General features: G+C 46.3%; 15 protein-coding genes and 3 pseudogenes. 9 read left to right on the plus strand and 9 right to left on the minus strand.

All coding sequences use genetic code 11. The features are described from left to right. Positions 1 to 151: 151 nt before the first annotated feature. Together Q1A70_RS08695 and Q1A70_RS08700 are read left to right on the plus strand one after the other, a co-directional pair. Positions 152 to 361 (plus strand): annotated as a pseudogene (locus tag Q1A70_RS08695) (hypothetical protein); the annotation flags it as partial. A 207-nt stretch (positions 362 to 568) separates the two neighbouring features. Beyond that, positions 569 to 859, plus strand: coding sequence for a putative quinol monooxygenase (locus Q1A70_RS08700; RefSeq protein WP_299689122.1), 291 nt, complete (start codon positions 569 to 571; stop codon positions 857 to 859). A 121-nt stretch (positions 860 to 980) separates the two neighbouring features. Here Q1A70_RS08700 and Q1A70_RS08705 read toward each other — a convergent pair whose 3' ends face one another. Then, a complete protein-coding gene (locus tag Q1A70_RS08705; protein WP_299689125.1) occupies positions 981 to 1,862 on the minus strand; it encodes a LysR family transcriptional regulator in 882 nt (293 codons plus the stop codon). A 243-nt stretch (positions 1,863 to 2,105) separates the two neighbouring features. Between Q1A70_RS08705 and Q1A70_RS08710 the strand changes: the two genes are divergently transcribed. After that, on the plus strand, positions 2,106 to 3,293 hold the full coding sequence (locus Q1A70_RS08710; protein ID WP_299689128.1) for an MFS transporter: 1,188 nt from the start codon (positions 2,106 to 2,108) through the stop codon (positions 3,291 to 3,293). A 174-nt stretch (positions 3,294 to 3,467) separates the two neighbouring features. Next, positions 3,468 to 4,367, plus strand: coding sequence for a DMT family transporter (locus Q1A70_RS08715; protein WP_299689131.1), 900 nt, complete (start codon positions 3,468 to 3,470; stop codon positions 4,365 to 4,367). Between the two features lie 47 nt (positions 4,368 to 4,414). On the opposite strand, the gene Q1A70_RS08720 is transcribed toward Q1A70_RS08715, so the two are convergent. Next, complete coding sequence (locus Q1A70_RS08720; RefSeq protein WP_299689134.1) at positions 4,415 to 5,317, minus strand: LysR family transcriptional regulator; 903 nt, start codon at positions 5,315 to 5,317, stop codon at positions 4,415 to 4,417. A gap of 256 nt (positions 5,318 to 5,573) precedes the next feature. Here Q1A70_RS08720 and Q1A70_RS08725 point away from each other — a divergent pair. Beyond that, positions 5,574 to 7,646: pseudogene (locus tag Q1A70_RS08725) on the plus strand (alkyl sulfatase dimerization domain-containing protein). Positions 7,647 to 7,950: 304 nt separating this feature from the next. Continuing rightward, a complete protein-coding gene (locus Q1A70_RS08730; protein ID WP_299689137.1) occupies positions 7,951 to 8,760 on the plus strand; it encodes an SDR family NAD(P)-dependent oxidoreductase in 810 nt (269 codons plus the stop codon). A 253-nt stretch (positions 8,761 to 9,013) separates the two neighbouring features. Here the strand turns inward: Q1A70_RS08730 and Q1A70_RS08735 are convergent, their stop codons facing one another. From Q1A70_RS08735 to Q1A70_RS08745, 3 genes are all read right to left on the minus strand, one after another. Continuing rightward, positions 9,014 to 10,063 (minus strand): alcohol dehydrogenase family protein, encoded by a 1,050-nt coding sequence (locus Q1A70_RS08735; RefSeq protein WP_299689140.1) that lies wholly within the window; start codon positions 10,061 to 10,063, stop codon positions 9,014 to 9,016. Then, entirely contained in the window at positions 10,060 to 10,578 is a 519-nt protein-coding gene (locus Q1A70_RS08740) for a TetR/AcrR family transcriptional regulator (RefSeq protein ID WP_299689143.1), read from the minus strand. The genes Q1A70_RS08735 and Q1A70_RS08740 overlap by 4 nt, the downstream gene beginning before the upstream one ends. A gap of 168 nt (positions 10,579 to 10,746) precedes the next feature. Next, complete coding sequence (locus Q1A70_RS08745; RefSeq protein WP_299689146.1) at positions 10,747 to 11,868, minus strand: multidrug effflux MFS transporter; 1,122 nt, start codon at positions 11,866 to 11,868, stop codon at positions 10,747 to 10,749. 97 nt (positions 11,869 to 11,965) lie between these two features. Here Q1A70_RS08745 and Q1A70_RS08750 point away from each other — a divergent pair, with 97 nt between their 5' ends. Further along, positions 11,966 to 12,739, plus strand: coding sequence for a helix-turn-helix transcriptional regulator (locus Q1A70_RS08750; protein ID WP_299689149.1), 774 nt, complete (start codon positions 11,966 to 11,968; stop codon positions 12,737 to 12,739). A gap of 44 nt (positions 12,740 to 12,783) precedes the next feature. On the opposite strand, the pseudogene Q1A70_RS08755 reads toward Q1A70_RS08750, so the two are convergent. Beyond that, positions 12,784 to 12,930 (minus strand): annotated as a pseudogene (locus tag Q1A70_RS08755) (glutathione synthase); the annotation flags it as partial. Positions 12,931 to 13,066: 136 nt separating this feature from the next. After that, positions 13,067 to 14,002 carry a LysR family transcriptional regulator gene (locus Q1A70_RS08760; protein ID WP_299689152.1) on the minus strand — a complete coding sequence of 312 codons (936 nt, stop codon included), beginning with the start codon at positions 14,000 to 14,002 and terminating at the stop codon, positions 13,067 to 13,069. Positions 14,003 to 14,128: 126 nt separating this feature from the next. Here Q1A70_RS08760 and add point away from each other — a divergent pair, with 126 nt between their 5' ends. Next, positions 14,129 to 15,136, plus strand: coding sequence for an adenosine deaminase (gene add / locus Q1A70_RS08765; protein WP_299689155.1), 1,008 nt, complete (start codon positions 14,129 to 14,131; stop codon positions 15,134 to 15,136). A gap of 132 nt (positions 15,137 to 15,268) precedes the next feature. On the opposite strand, the gene Q1A70_RS08770 is transcribed toward add, so the two are convergent. Beyond that, positions 15,269 to 16,117, minus strand: a complete 849-nt coding sequence (locus tag Q1A70_RS08770; protein WP_299689158.1) for an alpha/beta hydrolase — start codon at positions 16,115 to 16,117, stop codon at positions 15,269 to 15,271. A gap of 237 nt (positions 16,118 to 16,354) precedes the next feature. After that, positions 16,355 to 16,948 (minus strand): TetR/AcrR family transcriptional regulator, encoded by a 594-nt coding sequence (locus Q1A70_RS08775; protein ID WP_299689161.1) that lies wholly within the window; start codon positions 16,946 to 16,948, stop codon positions 16,355 to 16,357. Between the two features lie 157 nt (positions 16,949 to 17,105). Between Q1A70_RS08775 and Q1A70_RS08780 the strand changes: the two genes are divergently transcribed. Continuing rightward, positions 17,106 to 18,062, plus strand: a complete 957-nt coding sequence (locus tag Q1A70_RS08780; protein ID WP_299689164.1) for an AEC family transporter — start codon at positions 17,106 to 17,108, stop codon at positions 18,060 to 18,062. Positions 18,063 to 18,165: the final 103 nt, after the last annotated feature.

The following is an 18,165-nucleotide window of genomic DNA, read 5'->3' on the forward strand; positions in this document are numbered from 1 at the left end:
ACCGGAAACATTGCTCACACTACGTAATCTTTACCGTCCCTACACAAGCCTCCCCTATAGTAGTGCTCTTTATCGTCTCTCATTCTTGATGGTAGCTGGATATTATGAAGCTTTTGGTCGACCGTATTGGTGAACAGTTTTTAGAAATTCTGCAACAATCGGGAGTTACGCCAATACCCATGCCGATGGCTACTTTATGTTTGTGCGCCTCAACGATGAGTTAACCCGACTCAAGATTACGCCCAATTGGGAACTGCCGCCTTCCGCTCAAAGATTGGCTCTTCCTTATTACCCAGCCCCAAGAACCAAGGAAGAGCTCGACAATATTGACGATTTTGATGCGTGGGCTGGCGGTTTTTAAACACTATTACCTACGCCTAATAGCACATAATACCCAAATTATTATCAATTATTTTTTGATAATAATTCAAATGTAGCACTGTTTATCGTTTCAAATGTTCCTACTAATATTTATCCATCGACACAGCCTGCAGCTCAATGAACAAAGAGTAGCGCTGTATACACAGACAAATCACCATTTCGGTGAAAAAATAATATAGGTACGAACATGACTCAACTCACTATTGTCGCAAACATCATCGCTAACGAAGACAGAATTGAATTGGTTAAAGCAGAGCTGCTAAAGCTGATTGATATAACTCGCGCTGAAGAGGGTTGCATCAACTACGACCTTCACCAAGACAATGAAAACCCAGCACATTTCACTTTCTATGAAAACTGGACATCACGTGAACTTTGGCAAACACACATGGGTAATACTCACCTTGCTGAATACATGGCAGCAACGGAAGGCAGTGTTACGTCATTTACACTTAACGAGATGACTAAGATCGCTTAAGTACAGTTTCAGTAGTCTGTTACTAGAAAGCATACTGACAAGCTATCTAGTTCGATTTCAAAGCCCCGCTGCACGTCAGCGGGGCTTTTTCATTTAAGCGGATTTCGTCAGTCTGCCTTCGTTAGAGATTCAAACGGGGCTGAATAAAATCGATAAACGCCGAGATACGTTTAGAGACCGATGACGACTTATAATAAACCGCATTCACTCGCTCTCGGTCTGTGTTGGCAAGTTTGTCTTGTTCCAGAATAGGGACTAGGCGACCCGCAGCCATATCTTCCTGCACCATAAACCCCGATAAACAAGCAATCCCATTTCCAGCTAGTGCTAGTTGACGCACCGTTTCACCATTACTGGCTGTCACGGTAGGCGCGACATAACTTTGGTTTGGTAAAGGCCAATGGTTAAGCACTTTGTTACCCGCAAATCCCACAATTTGATGCGAACTTAAATCTTCAGGTTTGGTGGGCAACCCACGCTTAGCGAGATAATCAGGTGACGCCACAATATGGAGTAGACTTTTTCCTAACGGTCGAGCGTGCAATGTTGAATCGGACAACTTACCGATTCGTATTGCCACATCGGTACGCTTTTCTAATAGATCAACATAGCCTTCGTTTGAGGTTAACTCGAGTTCGATATCGGGATAGGCCTCTTTGAATGACTGCACCAAAGGCACCAACTGATGGAATACGAATGGGCTGGCGGCATCGACCCTTAAGCGACCTTTGGGCAATTCCCCACGTGACACTATCTCTTCTTCTGCGGTCTGGATCATCTGTAAACCTAGTCGAACCGAATCGACAAACTGCCGCCCTTCCTCCGTCAATTCCACGCGTCTCGTTGTTCGGTTGAATATTGAGACGCCGAGTTGCGACTCAACCTTACTCACCGAACGAGACACCTTGGCGACCTGCACGTCCAGCGCCTCTGCCGCCGCAGAAAAACCACCAGCATCGACGACGGTGAGTACCATTTCTAAATCATCAGAACGCGTTAGCATGAGGCTCCTTACCTGTTCCCATTTTGGCTGAGTGACCCAGACTTTACGGGCACTCAGCACAATGATTAAGCCACCCAATTATTATTGCATATTTAACAAAGGTTATTTGTTAATGATAGCATTTTTCACAAATATATTTTGCTGGATAATCCCCGCCATCAAACGAAGCGCTCCTATTGCAGTCACAAGCTGCCTCGCTTTATCGCGCTCGATACACAACACAGAATAGTAAGAGAAATCATTATGCCTTTAGCATTATTCGCATTGACGCTCAGCGCCTTTGCCATCGGAACAACAGAGTTTGTCATCGTAGGTTTGATCCCTACAATGGCAGCCGACTTGAATGTATCACTGCCATCAGCAGGCTTGTTGGTCAGTTTATACGCGCTGGGTGTGGCGATTGGCGCACCAGTATTAACGGCATTAACCGATAGATGGAACCGCAAGCTGGTGTTGCTTACCCTGATGTCACTGTTTGTTGTCGGTAACTTACTGGCGTGGCAAGCTCCGGGCTACAACACGCTGATCGCAGCACGTATTTTAACGGGTCTTGCCCATGGTGTTTTCTTCTCCATCGGTTCGACCATCGCGACGGGTTTGGTTGCAAAAGACAAAGCCGCGAGCGCGATTGCGATCATGTTTACCGGTTTAACAGTCGCCTTAGTGACGGGGGTCCCACTGGGTACGCACATCGGTCATATTTATGGCTGGCAGTCCACCTTCTTGGTTGTTGCTGTGCTGGGTCTTATTGCGCTTATCGGCAGTGCTATCTTGGTGCCAAACAACCTAAAACAGCCACCAGCAGCGAAGCTTTCATCGCAGCTAAAGGTATTGACTCAACCCCGCCTATTGTTGGTTTATGCCATCACAGCGCTTGGTTACGGCGGTACGTTCACAGCCTTTACCTTCCTTGCGCCTATACTAGAAAACGTATCAGGATTTGATGCGAGCTCTGTGAGCCTAATCATGTTGGTATATGGTGTTTCAGTGGCGTTTGGCAACATCTGGGGCGGAAAAATGGCCGACAAGATGGGTCCAATCAAAGCACTAACGATTATCTTCTCAGGCTTAGCGGCGGTACTGGTGGTATTCAACTTTACCGCAGTAAACCCTTATGCAGCAGTCGCTACGATATTGGTTTGGGGTGCGTTCGCATTCGGTAACGTTCCAGGACTGCAAGTTTACGTTGTGAAACTGGCTGAGAAATACACACCGGATGCAGTCGATGTGGCATCGGGATTGAACATTGCCGCGTTCAACGTAGGTATTGCACTCGGCTCATGGGGCGGCGGTTTAATTGTTGCAGATTCTGGATTGATGAATACCCCTTGGGTAGGTGCTGTGATTGTATTAATCGCACTAGGATTGACTCGATTTAGTGGCGCACTAGACAAGAAACAAGCTCAGCAAGCTGTTCCATCTAGCATCTAGCATCTAGCATCTAGCATCTAGCATCTAGCAAGAATAGAAAAACAGACAAAACAAAGCCCAAGCCTTGGTTCGGGCTTTGTTGGTTAAATCTATCGTTACTGTTTGCAATCTAAGTTTGTGTAATCCTAAGCTTTGATACATAGTCAGGGTTTTACACCATCTGAGATTCAAATTGTGAGCTTTTTAAAACTGATAACCCTTGCAGCCATATGGGGTGGCTCGTTTCTTTTCATGAGAATAGCGGCTAACCCACTGGGGCCAGCGGTACTGATTGAGGCACGAGTTCTGTTCGCGGCTGTCACCCTACTCTTAGTTGCTTGCTATCTTAAAAGGAAGCTCTCGTTTACTGCTCACGCGAAACATTTTTTCATTCTTGGCCTGTTCAACACCGCACTGCCTTTTTTGCTGTTCGCTTATGCGGCTCAAACACTCAATGCCTCAACGCTCGCGATCTTAAACTCGACTGCACCGATATGGGCGGCGATCATTGGGGCTATTTGGACTAAAACGGCGCTGACAAGCAGGGTTTTACTCGGCTTAAGCACAGGGGTGATCGGGGTTGCAGTATTGGTCGGCTGGGATGCAGTGAATATTGGCCGAGATGCGATGGTACCTATTTTTGCCGCCATGATGGCTGCATTTAGCTATGGTATCGCCTCTAACTACACCAAGACAGCCCCAAAACTTGAAGCCTTCAACAATGCCCATGGCAGTATGTGGGCCGCAGTATTGATCGTATTGCCGTTTGTATTTTTTATTCCAATGCGAGAAGCGCCCGACCTGACTATAGCGACATCGGTCATCTTACTGGGCGCAGTGTGTACTGGGTTAGCCTATCTACTCTATTTCAACCTCATCTCCGAGCTTGGTGCCCCTTCGGCGCTTTCGGTCACCTTCTTGATTCCTGTGTTTGGCATTTTGTGGGGCAACCTATTCTTAGACGAAGCGATTGGTCTTAACACCATGTTTGGCTCAATGCTGGTGATTGCCGGAACCATGTTAGTCACAGGTATGTCGCCCGCGAAGATGATAGAGAGTGCGAAGCAGAAACGCACAAACAAAGCGGCTCGCTAATCCAATACCAACCACGATTCACCCATGAGTGGTTAGCCCATGCATGATTAGCCGAGCATGTATTGGTGAATCTTGTTTCTCAACCACTGATGAGCCGGGGTCGACTCGGTTCTTTTATGCCAAATGATGTACTGCTGAATAGGCAAAATCTCAAACGGTAGATCGATAACTTGGAGTTGGAATCGGTCAGCAAATTGATTAGCAAAATCACGCGACGTACTGCCAACGCAATCAGAACTGGAGACCAGCGCGCACATGGTCATCAGCGAGTCACACTCCGCACTAACGGCTCTCGACTTCAGTGTTGATTTGGTAAAGTAGTCAGCGGTGTGCAAACGCGTACGCCGCATCCTAAACGTAATATGTTTCTCGTGATAAAACTGCGCCTCGGTGACCGAACCTTTGATTCTTGGGTGGTCTTTCTTGGCGATCAACACCAGCTCATCTTCAACGACGGGTTGCTTCATATAGCCATTCACTTGCGGGTAGTGGACATCAATCGCTAAATCGGCCTGCTGCATGCTCAAACTATGCAGCAGATCTTCTTCGTTGCTCGGCACCATATTAAACTCAATCGAAATATTCCCCAGCGAATCATCTTGTTCAACAAGTGGCTGAAGCTTGAGCAACCCCGTCTCGTTGGCTAGGATTCGAAACACATGATGCTGCTGATTATCAAACTGCTTTAAAGTGCTGACTGCGTTGGTGATGCCCTCTAAAGCAGGCTCAACCCGGCTTGCCAATTGCACAGCTGCGTTGGTCGGGACGATCCCGCGTCCTTCACGCGTAAACAAATCGGTATCAAGTTGAGATTGTAAGCGCTTGAGCGCCCCGCTAACCCCCGGTTGTGTCATACCAAGTGATTCAGAAGCGAGCGTGATCGACTGCAATCGATACACCTCCAAGAACACACTCAATAAATTCAAATCCAACTTTTCACTGTCGCTCACTACTGCTCTCCATGCTGCGTTTAAGTGCTCCCCAGCTTTCAAGCTATACCCACTGCTTTTAAGCTATACCCACTGTATTGAAATGAGATCAACCGCCCCTATCTTCAATGGTCAATAGCGCCGCTGACCTACCTCTACAGCTTAGTCCAATACATCACTATTTGTGATATATAACCTAAAAATCACTTTATTTTTAGCTATGTGTCTTAAGCCTACAATTACCTCAACCCAACGAAAACAAATTGAAGAGGCTTCTATGACAATTTCACGCACATTCAAAAATTCATCCCTGCTGCTTGGTATCTCTCTCGCCTTTTCGTCGATTGCTGCGAACCACGACCACGCGCACTTTAGTGACATTGGCGATCAAGGGGGCAAAGCCGCAACCGACAAAACGGTACAAGCAAATCAAGAACTGGCGAAAACACTCAACTTTGCCGACACGCGCGCCTTTGATAATAACAACAAGGGCCTTATCGCAAGCTTCGATCAAGACACCGGTGACATCATTCGCAATAGCTTCAACTTTATCGAATCCAATGTATCCAGTGCCGATAAAGCACCGGATTCCGTCAACCCATCCCTATGGCGACAAGCGGTGCTCAACCAAGCAGCAGAAGGCCTTTATGAGGTGGTTCCGGGTAAAATTTACCAAGTACGCGGTGCCGATTTAGCGTCTATCTCCTTTATTCGAACCGATAATGGGTGGATTGCCTACGACGTACTGCTGACCAAAGAGGCGGCTGAGAAATCACTCAAGTTCTTCCAAAACAAGGTGCCAGATGGCGGGGAGCTGCCTATCGTAGCGATGATTTACTCGCATTCACACGCCGATCATTTCGGTGGCGCACGAGCCATTAAAGACGCCTACCCAGAGGTCAAGGTTTACGGATCGAAAAACATCACCAAAGAGATCGTCGACGAAAACGTGCTGGCAGGCAATGCGATGTCTCGTCGTACCGCTTATCAGTATGGGGCGACATTGAATCGTCATGAACACGGTGTTGTTGATGCCGCACTGGCGAAAGGCTTATCGACAGGCACCATCACCTACGTCCTACCAGATTATGAGCTAAACCATAATCAAGAGATTGAAACGTTGGTTATCGACGGCCTAGAAATGCAATTTATGGACGCATCGGGTACCGAAGCAGCCTCAGAAATGGTCACTTATATCCCAAGCATGAAGGCACTATGGACCGGTGAGCTGACCTACCAAGGAATGCATAACCTGTATACGCTGCGCGGCGCAAAGGTGCGTGACGGATTAAAATGATCAAAGAAAATCAACGAGATGTTAGTCACTTGGGGCGAAGATACAGAGGTGTTATTTGCATCACACTCATCACCGATTTGGGGCGAGCAAGAGATCGCAGATTACCTAAGAATGCAGCGTGATGCGTACGGCTTTACCCATAATCAAACCCTTCGCCTAGCCAATAACGGGGTGGTAATGCAAGATATCGGTGACGAGATCTACAAGGTGATGCCAGACAGCATTCAACAATCTTGGCACACCAATGGTTACCATGGTACTTATTCGCACAACGCGCGCGCGGTATACAACATGTATCTTGGCTACTTTGACATGAACCCTGCCAACCTTAACCCGCTGCAAGTGGAGCCTGAGTCGGTCAAATTTGTCGAATACATGGGTGGCAGTGATGCTGTGATTGAGAAAGCGCAACAAGATTTCAAAGACGGGGAATACCGCTTTGTCGCCACCGTGCTGAATAAAGTGGTGCAGGCAGAGCCAAACAACAAGGTTGCGCGTGGTTTACTTGCTGATACTTACGAGCAACTAGGCTACCAATCAGAGGGCGCAGGCTGGATAAATATCTACCTAACGGGCGCACAAGAGCTGCGTATTGGTACACAACCGGGAGCGCCAAAAACCGCATCACCAGATGTACTGGCGAACATGACCATCGAGAATTTGTTGGATTACTTAGCCGTAAAAGTTGATTCATTGAAAGCGCAAGACACGCCGTTTACCATGAATATCCAACTGCCTGACGTGAAAGAGTTTTACTACGTAGAGATGTCGAACGGCAATCTCAACAACATTCAAGTTGCGCAGCCACAAGAGGCTGACACCACACTGATCATCAATAAATCAGACGTTTCTAAGATCGTATTGCAAACAACCACCCTCAATCGACTGTTGGAAGAGGGAAAAGCAGGCGTAACGGGCGATCAAAGCTCACTCAATAAACTGCTGTCTTCATTAACGCAAGCGGACACCAATTTTGAGATTGTACCGCGCCCAAACCAAGGCGAAGAAGTGGATGCAGAGCTATATCAAGATTCGCATCAGCATCAGCACTAACCATAAAAGAAGCCTCAATACATATCAGGTTCCGTGGTTCTAGGCTGACCTAAGAGGAAAATAAAAACCTCAACCCAACGATTGGGCTGAGGTTTTTCTTATCAGATTGATCCCCTTCCAAACGCGTACAAAACCAAACCATCAGCGACAACCCTGCAGCGCCTTACCCACCTTGCATCCGCATATTTTTTACTAACTCGACATTTACTACCCTTAGTAACCCCGATCATGTGAACCAATAGAAATTTTGCGTAAGAAAACTTTGTTATAAAAGTTGCATGGGCAATGCTTCAAAGGAAAAAAGATGCAGAAAAAAATCATGATCACAGGTGTGACAGATGGGATTGGGCTAGAGACGGCGAGAAGGTTGGCTCAGCAAGGGCATCATATTCTGCTCCATGGACGCAATCCTGCGAAACTGAGTAAGATTAAAACCAGTCTATCAAGATTGTCTAAAAATGCAGTGTTCGACAGTTATGTTGCTGACTTATCGCAGTTGTCGGAAGTAAAGGCATTAGCAAATCAAGTAAAAATCGAACATCAGCAGCTCGATGTGCTGATCAACAACGCCGGCGTTTATAAGGTCACAGAGATCACCACTCAGGATAATCTAGACGTTCGATTCGCCGTCAACACCATCGCCCCTTATCTACTCACACAAATGTTACTTCCCCTTTTTGATGCCTGCGGCCGCATCGTTAACTTATCTTCCGCAGCGCAGGCCCCGGTCGATCTTGAGGTGTTGACTCGTGCCAATGCCGAAGCGTTAGATGGCCCGATATACGCTCAAAGTAAGTTAGCGCTCACTATGTGGTCTATCAACCTCGCGCATCAACTTGACGCGAACGGCCCAGCGATTATTCCCGTTAACCCCGCTTCATTTCTTGGCAGTAAACTGGTGAGAGATGCCTATGGATTGGAAGGGAATGACTTAGGTATTGGTGACGATATTTTATGTCGGGCAGCACTCTCCGAGGAGTTTGCGAACGCATCAGGGCAGTACTTTGATAATGATTCAGGGTTATTCAAAGCCCCTCATGATGATGCGCTCGATACCAGAAAAAACCAAAAACTCGTCGAAACACTTGATAAGCTGCTTGCCGAGCAGTTCTAAACCGTCTTTCAATGCCCCATAGGACATTCGCTCCCCCCTAAAAAGAGGTGCTCCAAAGCCGGAGCACCCGTGGCTTAACCCTCAGCGAAATTCATCAGCCCTCTAAGCGCTATTCATTCATAGTCAAAGCACTATCTGTTAGTAGCTAAACGTTAATAGTTAAAAATGCGAGTAAAAACTAGGTACAAGCAGTGGCATGATGTCCAATATCTTGCTGTGTTGGTTTTAGGTTACTGTTGGCTTTGAGCTACGGCTAGGCCACTTCCAGTACGATCTTTCCGACGTGGTTTTTCTTTAAGACCTCGTCTTGCGCTTTATGGATTTCAGCCAGTGGGAAAGACTTCGCGACAATTGCGCCGATCTGCTGTTTCTCAATTCGGTTAACCAGGTTTTGGAATACTTGCGGTTCTAAAACTGTGCAACCAAAAAAGCTAAGGTCTTTCAAGTACAGAGTACGAACATCTAGCTCGACCATCGCACCACCAATCGCACCAGACACAGCATAACGACCATGCGGTTTTAGAACTTCCAGAAACTCTGGCCACTTGTCACCGGCAACCAAATCGATAACCACATGCACACTGTTTACGCCTAATGCTTCCACCAAATCAGCATCACGAGCAATCACTTCATCAGCACCTAATTCAAGCAACTGTTGATTCTTGCTTGGGCTAGTAATTGCAATCACGTATGCGCCACGCGCTTTAGCAAGCTGAATCGCAGCAGAGCCTACACCGCCAGAAGCGCCCGAGATCAACACGCGATCGCCTTCAGCGACTTGAGCACGAGTGAGCATTTTCTCTGCTGTTGAGTAAGAACATGGGAACGACGCTAGCTCGACATCCGACATAGTACTGTTCACCGCATAAGCGTGTTTCGCTGCAACTTTTGTGTACTCAGCAAAACCACCATCGCACTCAGAACCGAAGTACCATGGCTGTGGCAGATCTCGTCCGTACACTTCTGTTAAACAAGGTTCGATAAGAACACGCTCATCAATACGATCAGCAGAGACTTCATTACCGACTGCTACGATAAAACCGCACACGTCAGCACCTTGGATACGAGGGAACTTTAACGCTTCACCCGCCCAACTTGCGTCGTCTGAATCGTCACTTTTTGAGTACCAACCGATTCGTGTGTTGATATCCGTATTGTTAACACCTGCTGCCATCACTTTGATCAGCACTTCATTAGGTTCGATTTGAGGAACCGCGATATCTTCGCGGTAGCCAAGCATTTCTGCTCCGCCGTGGCCCAACATCTCTACGCCTTTCATTGTCTTTGGTAGTTCGAATTTCATCGTGTTTCCTCGAGTAATTTTGTAACCATATTCTGTGCTGATGCCACCGCTTCTTCGCCTAATACCGGCCACGCGCTTGATACGCCTTCATGAAGTAAAAACAGTGGTGTCGCGAGATCATCTCGCAGGCTCTGCTTGCCTATAAGCAAACGAACTTGTTCTTTATGCTGCATAACCGATTGGTTGATAAGCTCATTATCTGGGAACGCAGCAATCGCACTCATCGACATACACCCGTGCGGCGCATACTCTTCTAACCATTGTTGAAGCTTGTTGAAGATATGAGTGACAGATTCCAACCCAGCCTCAGGTGACGCCTCCAGTAAGAAATCGAGATAGCGTTGGTGTCGGTACTCCAATGCACCAACAATCATCGCTTCTTTTGAAGGGAAGTGTTTATACAGGGTTCTCAGGCTTACACCGCACGCGGTTTTCAACTGTGCAACGCTCGGCTCAGCAAAACCTTGTTGGCTGAACGCTACTTCAAGGCTTGCTGCAATCTGTTCTCTCAACATAGTGCTCTCTCAATACCCGACAAAGGGTAGAATGATTGTTCTACTTGCAAGGTAGAACGATCACTCTACCTATGTCAACATCCTAATTTACGAATCAATAAAATGAAAAATTCTGCACTCAATAGAATGCGGAATTTATCGAAATAGATGAGAGGTTTACCGTTTGGGTTAGAGCCTACTGCGTATCGTTACCAAGACAGATAACGAACCACAAAGTACCAACACCGCACCTAGATTTTGAATCATTCCCGCTAAAGCAAGCCCGAAACCAATCAAGGTGTAATACATCAAACCAAACAGTGCGCCTGCACTTCCTGCTTGAGATTGGTAACGGACCAACGCACGGCTCAATACATTAGGGATCGCGATTCCAAACGCCATGACCACCAACATCATCGGTAGCAAGAACCAGATCGTGTGTTGTGATAAATACACACCAACCGCACCTAATATTTGAAGCCCTGCCGCTAAGCCAATCAAAGAGGTAGATGAAACTTGTCGCTTCAATAGCGCTTTGTTAACCAAGCTTCCCAACAAGGTTCCGAACCCAAGCACCACACCACTATAACCAAACTGCTCGATGCTGAATCCAAGCTGTAAGAAGGTAAATGAACCCAGTTGGTAATACGAAAACAACGCAATGTTGAACGAGGCAACAAGCAGTATCGATACCCAAATACCACCGTCTTTGATCATGTGAAGACTGAGCGATTTTAACTGCAACGGCTGCTTAGATTGTTGTGTTTCAGGCAGCGACCATAAGCTATGTACCAGCAACGCTAATACCATAATAAATAAGGTAATAAACACATATTGATGTCCGCCCGCTTGGCTTAATTGACCACCAAGTAGCAACCCGATGATTGGGCTAATCGACAACCCCATGCCCATGTAACCAAATACCTTGGCTAGCTCTGTTCCGCTAAACGCATCTCGCAGCATGGTTTGAGTAACGACAGAGCCAACTGCAAGTCCGAAAGCGCCCATCGCTCTTGTTATCATCAACCACGTAAAACTGTCGGTTTGCATGGCAATGAGTGCTGAACAAGCGAATAATCCCATCCCCAATAACATGGTGGGACGACGTCCCCATTTATCCGCTAACACGCCCCATACCACCACACCCACCGCAAATGCAGAGAAGTAAATCGATAGGGTTTGAGCGGCTTGTGTGTAACTGACATCAAAGGATTTCGATATTGAATCCAGAGTCGGGCTATAGATGGTTTCTGCGATTTGAGGGAACATTAGCAGCAGCACCATTTGCCATAAAGAAGGTTTTGTTTTCATCATTTTTCCAAGACCAGTGAACTTGACGGGAAGTCTAGGGGAAACTAACCTTGGCTCGTTAACAACATTAAAACCAAAAACAACAAGATTGGGACAAATGGCATTAATTAGTGAGACCATCGAGTTTGATGCAGACAGCTTACCCGCACCTGTAATTGGCATTGCCGCAGAGCTAGGCAAACATGACTCGGGCATACATCACCATATTAAGGGGCAACTTCTGTATGCTCCGCAAGGCTGCATCACCTTGACCTTGGAAAACGCCCTTTGTATTTTACCGCCAACCAAAGCCGTGTGGATCCCGCCCTATACCAAGCATCGAGCGCAGATGACTAATGTGGTCGCCTATCGCTCGCTCTATTTCGATAGCAGTATTTACACTTGCCCAGAAGCCATTGAGATTGTGGAAGTGAACGAGCTTTTGAAGGCGCTGATCAATAAGATGGCTTTTTGGGATTGGAACATTGCACCGGAACAAACCACCAATACAGCCAACCTATTCTGGGAAGAGTTTTACAGCGCCAATCAACATTCGTTCATCTTGCCACTACCCACAAATCGACGCTTTAAAAGCTTTTGTAAGCAAGTCCGAACCGCCTCTTTTCTCGCCCCTGCATTATCGACATTAGCGAACTCGGTTGGCGCAAGCACCAAAACGATTACCCGATTATTCAAAGCCGAAACAGGCATGACCTATCAAGAATGGCGACAACAATGGCGCTTGTTTAAAGCAATTGAATTGTTATCAGAAAACCGACAAGTCGGCGATGTCGCGCACCAATTAGACTTTTCATCCAACAGTTCATTTATTGCCTTTTTTAAACAGCAAACCGGACAAACACCTCTGGCTTTTACCAAGTTGGGAGAGTGATGGTTGTTTAAGATTTACCGATATTTGAGCTGTTCATAGATACAAAAAACCTCACGTTCCATTGTCATTGGCGCAATACTGAAAGGGCAATGCTTAGCGGTATTATCTGACTGGCAGAACGCAACGCCATGCATGATCGCCCACTCACATGCATCTTCAATAATCTGTTGTGATAACGGTGGAATTGTCATATCTCATCTTACAAATAAAAATAGCATCCATAATAAGACGAAGCTTAATCCCAAAAGACGAAATAAAGTGAAAGTTTTTCTCAAATAATTACGTTTATTATATCTTTCAATATCTTATACAAATGAAGCATCCCAGCTATCGAGTCTGTTCGATGATCAGATCACGCAACCATTTGTGGCTCGGCTCTGAATCGAAGTACTTGTGCCACAGCAAGAACAAGCCTCCTGGCACCAAATCGACTGGAACAGGTTTCATCACCAACTCACCACTCTCGATATAATCACGCACCGAGTTGTACGGGTAGCACATCAGTAAATCACTTTGCTTGCACAATTTTACGGCACTGGTGATATCCGACACGTTCGCCGCCTTATTAATTTGCAGCTGTTTGGATTGTAAGATTTCAAGCAGTAACCAATCGCCAACGCCACCAGTGACTAGCTGTATATGACGGTATTTAAGGAAGGCTTTTAAGCTCCACTCTTCTTCCAGTACTGGATGATCATTGCGCATTAAGCACACCGAATAATCTTGCAGCAACTCCACATAATTCAGCTCGGAAGGAATCGTCTGAACATGGCTGCTCGCCCTCTCATCTAGCTCAAAAATCCCAATACCAAAATCGACCTCACGCTTGAGCAAGCGCTTGAAGGTTTCGCTGCTCCAAGTAGTGCTGTTTACCGTGATGTTCGGCGCTTCTGCTAGCGCATTCGGCATAAATTGCGGATAGATCGCGGTATACGCAGTCTCGACAAGATCGATGTTAAAAATGCGCTCACTGCCCGGTGCATCAAACTCTTCCGGTAGCGTTAGCTGCTCAACTTGAAGAAGAATTTGGTGGATTTTAGGGGCTAAAACGGAAGCCTTAGGCGTTGGAAATAAGCCCCTAGATTCACGCTCAAACAGAGGGTCATCGAACAACGTACGCAGCTTGGTTAACTGCTTGCTGACCGCCGACTGGCTGAGGAACAATCGCTCTGCGGTTTTACTGACACTGCGCTCTTCGAGCAACACATGCAAACACAGCAGTAAATTCATATCACATTTGAGTAAGCTTTTAACATCGACCATGATATTCCTCTAGTTCAAATTTGTGATGAATTTATGTCACTTTAAATCATATCACAAACTTGATAATTTCAGCGCCTGTAACCTAAGAGTTAATAACGCCATAAAATAATAGAAAAAGGAATACTCATGAACTTTCTCGCACTTCCTAAGATTGATCTGCACTGCCACCTAGATGGAAGCGTTCGCCCTGACACTGTGATTGATCTGGCGAAGCAATACGCTATTGAACTTCCAGAAGATCGTGAAGCCGTCGTTAGATCTCTCACCGTGCCTGAAGATTGCAAAAACCTTGATGAATACTTGGCGTGTTTCAGACTGCCATTGCAAGTGATGCAAACCGAGGAAGCAATTGAGCGTATCTCTTTTGAGCTTTATGAAGACGCTGCACTCGAGAACGTGAAATACCTTGAGGTTCGCTTTGCACCGATTCTTCACGTCAACAAGGGCTTGTCTCTTGATACGATCATTGCCAGTGCAGTCAAAGGCATGCAGCGCGCAGAACAGAAGTACGACATCAAAGGGAATTATATCCTGTCTGTACTGCGTATGTTTCCGAAAGATTCAATCAAAGATGTCATTGACGCAGGCCAAGCCTATTTAGGTAACGGTGTGGTGGCGTTTGATATCGCTGGTGGCGAAAAGCCCGGTTTTTGCGCGGAGTTTTCCAAATACACCCAATACGCGATCGAGAAAGGTTACCGTGTAACGGTGCACGCGGGCGAACAATGGCACGGACAAAACGTTTATGACGCGATCACTCTGCTCGATGCTGAGCGCATTGGTCACGGGGTTCATATCCAAGGTAACCAAGATGCCTACAACATTGTTAAAGATAAACAAGTAGCACTTGAGACTTGCCCAACCAGTAACGTGCAAACGAAATGCATCCACACCTTCGGTGACCACCCAATTTCTAAATTCCAAAAAGACGGCATCGTAGTGACCATCAACACCGATAACCGTACGGTGTCGAATACAACCATGACCAACGAAGTACAACGTGTGTGTGAAACCTTCGAGTTAAGCAAACAAGACTACCTAGAGATCTACCAATACTCTGTCGCGAGCGCATTCGCATCGGATGAAGTGAAACAGCACCTTATGGGGTATGTTGAAGCGATAGAAACGAACTAAGCGATCAAAAAACTCAAAAGATAGGCCAACTAGCTATGCTCTCGTTGGCCTATCTGCTAAAGAAAATAAATACCATGACTCCCGATTTCAGATAATAAGTGCGACATGAAGTTGAAGTTGAATCGATTAAGTTTAACCAACCAACGAATCAAAACTCTCAAACACTTGTGGGCATTTCATCACTCGGCCATGCCCTTGCCCTTGAGTCGCAATCAAGGTAACGCGGTCAATTTCATTGGCGGCGCGCTGAGAGACATCAAACTTAGTAAACTTGTCTTGCTCGTCATGGACGATAATGGTTTGAGAATCGCGATGCGACAATTTACCATAAGGATCAATTGACTGAATCGGGTAGTTAAATTGCGTTTCCAACTCACCGGCCACTGCGTCGAATAGCTTCATGGAATAGCCAGAGCGTGCCACGCTGCCAAATAGGTTATCCAAGTAATCGAGCACAGGGGCGATCAGCAATAGCGGTTTGTTTTGCAATTTAATGTGCTTACATTCCAAGGCCGAAGCCGTCCCCATGCTGTGACCCACCAAACCCGCAACATCACCCACTGAATCGAGAATGGCTTCAAGGCCGTGCACAAACGCCGGAATATGACCATGCAAACCGTCACTGCCACCATGAGCTGGGTGATCATAAGCCAGTGCCGTAAAGCCTTTCGCAGCAATATGCTCCATTAAAGGGAAAAACTGGCTCGCGGTACCAGACCAACCATGAGTCAGCACCCAAACTGGGCCTGAACCTAGGGAGTATGTTTTGAGCACCCCATCACGGCCTCTAATTTCACCCTTAACCAGCCCTTGTGGGTCGGCATTCTTCTGTTCCGTTCGCATCGGCGTTAATAGCAGTTTGCGCGCGGTCTTCTTGGCATGATTCGGCGCGAGAATGTAGTGCAAATTGGTTGTTGCACCAATTAGGCTGCGCTTGAAGCTAAACTTGTTCGATGTATTAAAATAGATTTTATCACTCATGATCGTTCCTTGTGTCGCCATCATCATTGGCGTATCGAGCTCGGTCATAAAATCGAACGACCGTGCTATTTGTTAGTATAAAAATGGCGATAGCGCTGTTTACGACTGCTTGCCGCCACTTATCTTAAAATCTTTTGCAAGCCTGAATTAAGCAAAGTTACATGCTTTGCGAACTCAATAATTTGCGAACTCAATAATTTGCGAGCTAAATTATTTGTGAAATAAATGGTTTACGAGCTAAGCCACTTTCCAGCTAGCGATTAAGCGCTCTACACCTCGCCAAAAATGAGTGTGGCTCTCTTGCTGGCCTCGTAAGGAGTAAAACAAGTTCGCACTCAAGTAAAGACCGTATAACTCGAACGTTGCCTGCTTAGGGTCTAAATCGGCTCGAAACTGGTTACTGTCTACGGCCTTGGCGATCTGAATCGTCAAATAATCAATCCATACCGACATGGTCTTTTGCAATGCTTGCTGAATCACGGAGGTTTCAGCGCCGCTATCCTTCCATGCGTCAATAAACATGCAGCGACCTTGAAAGGAGTGGTTCCAACCCAGCCAATTGTCGAGCAGCTGTTGCAGCTTAGCTTCAATATCACCGTCACCCAGCTCTCTGGCGGGCAAGATGACCCTTTCAGAAAATATGTGATTAGAATACTCGAGTACCGAAAGCTGCAAATTCTCTTTCGAGTTGAAATGGGCGAATAGTCCACTCTTCGACATCCCGCACTGCTTGGCTAATTCACCGATAGTCAGGCTCTCAAGACCACCTTCACTTGCGAGTGCAAATGCATGACTCAAAATATACTCTTTGGTTATTTTACCCTTGCTCATCATTCACCAATTGTGGGTTTGATCATTTATTTTTAGCACGGTCGTTCTTTTTTTGAAAGTTTTTTGCCTATCGTTCGGGATTTAATTTCGCTTACCGACGAATTGTGGAAAAATGCGGCGGCAGTCACAGCCATCAATCAATGAACGAAGGAAAAATATGAACACACTTTGGGAACAGTTTGCGTTTTCGGCTTCAATAACAGGGCCCATCTGTTTAATGCTGTTTCTTGGGGTGATATTTAGGCGGATCGGTTTAATCAATGATAACTTCATTGAGGTCGCGTCTAAGGTCGTTTTCCAAGTGACCTTACCCGCAATGCTTTTTCTGAGTATTGTTCAATCTGATCATGATTTCTCATCAAGCAGTACGCTGGTGTTATTTGGTCTTATCGCTAACTTTGCCTTTTTCTTGTTTACTATTTTCTCGACCAAATTAGTCATTAAAGACTCTAAAGATCATGGCGTGATAATCCAAGGTGGCTTTCGAGCCAACACGGCGATCATAGGGCTAGCGTATGTCGCCAATATTTATGGCAACCAAGGGGTGGCGCTGGCGGCCATTTATGTTGCCTCAACAACCGTACTGTATAATATTCAAGCGGTGATCGCACTGACACCAAAAGGGCAAGAGTCGGGGGCGAAGGCGATCAAAGGGATCGTTAAGTCAATCACCAAGAACCCACTCATCATTGCTATTTTCTTAGCGGTATTCTTCTATGCTCTGTCGATCCCAATCCCTAAGATAGTGACTGACGCGGGACAGTACTTTGCTAACATGACCTTGCCGTTGGCACTGCTTTGTGCGGGTGGCTCATTGGATATTAGCTCACTGCAACAAGAAAAACTGTCTACGTGGTTTGCCTCCAGTTATAAGTTAATTATCTCACCTTTGCTGATCACACTCGCGGCGTTAGGCTTAGGTTTTGAGGGATTAGATCTCGGGCTTATCTTTTTAATGAGTGCCGCGCCAACCGCAGCAGCAAGCTATGTAATGGCCCGAGCTATGGGAGGAAACTCAACCTTAGCTGCCAATATTATTGCCCTAACGACCGTTGTCTCTTTGGTGACGTGCACCTTAGGTATCTTTGCTCTCAGCGTCATGGACTTGCTCTAACTGAGAGCAAGATCAAATAATCGACAGCAAGGTCTGAAAACAACTATCCCTTTGATTTAACACTCACTTAATCCCTATAAAGACTGTTAGATTTCTTAAAAAA

The sequence above is a fragment of the uncultured Vibrio sp. genome, assembly GCF_947488985.1.
Classification (GTDB): domain Bacteria; phylum Pseudomonadota; class Gammaproteobacteria; order Enterobacterales; family Vibrionaceae; genus Vibrio.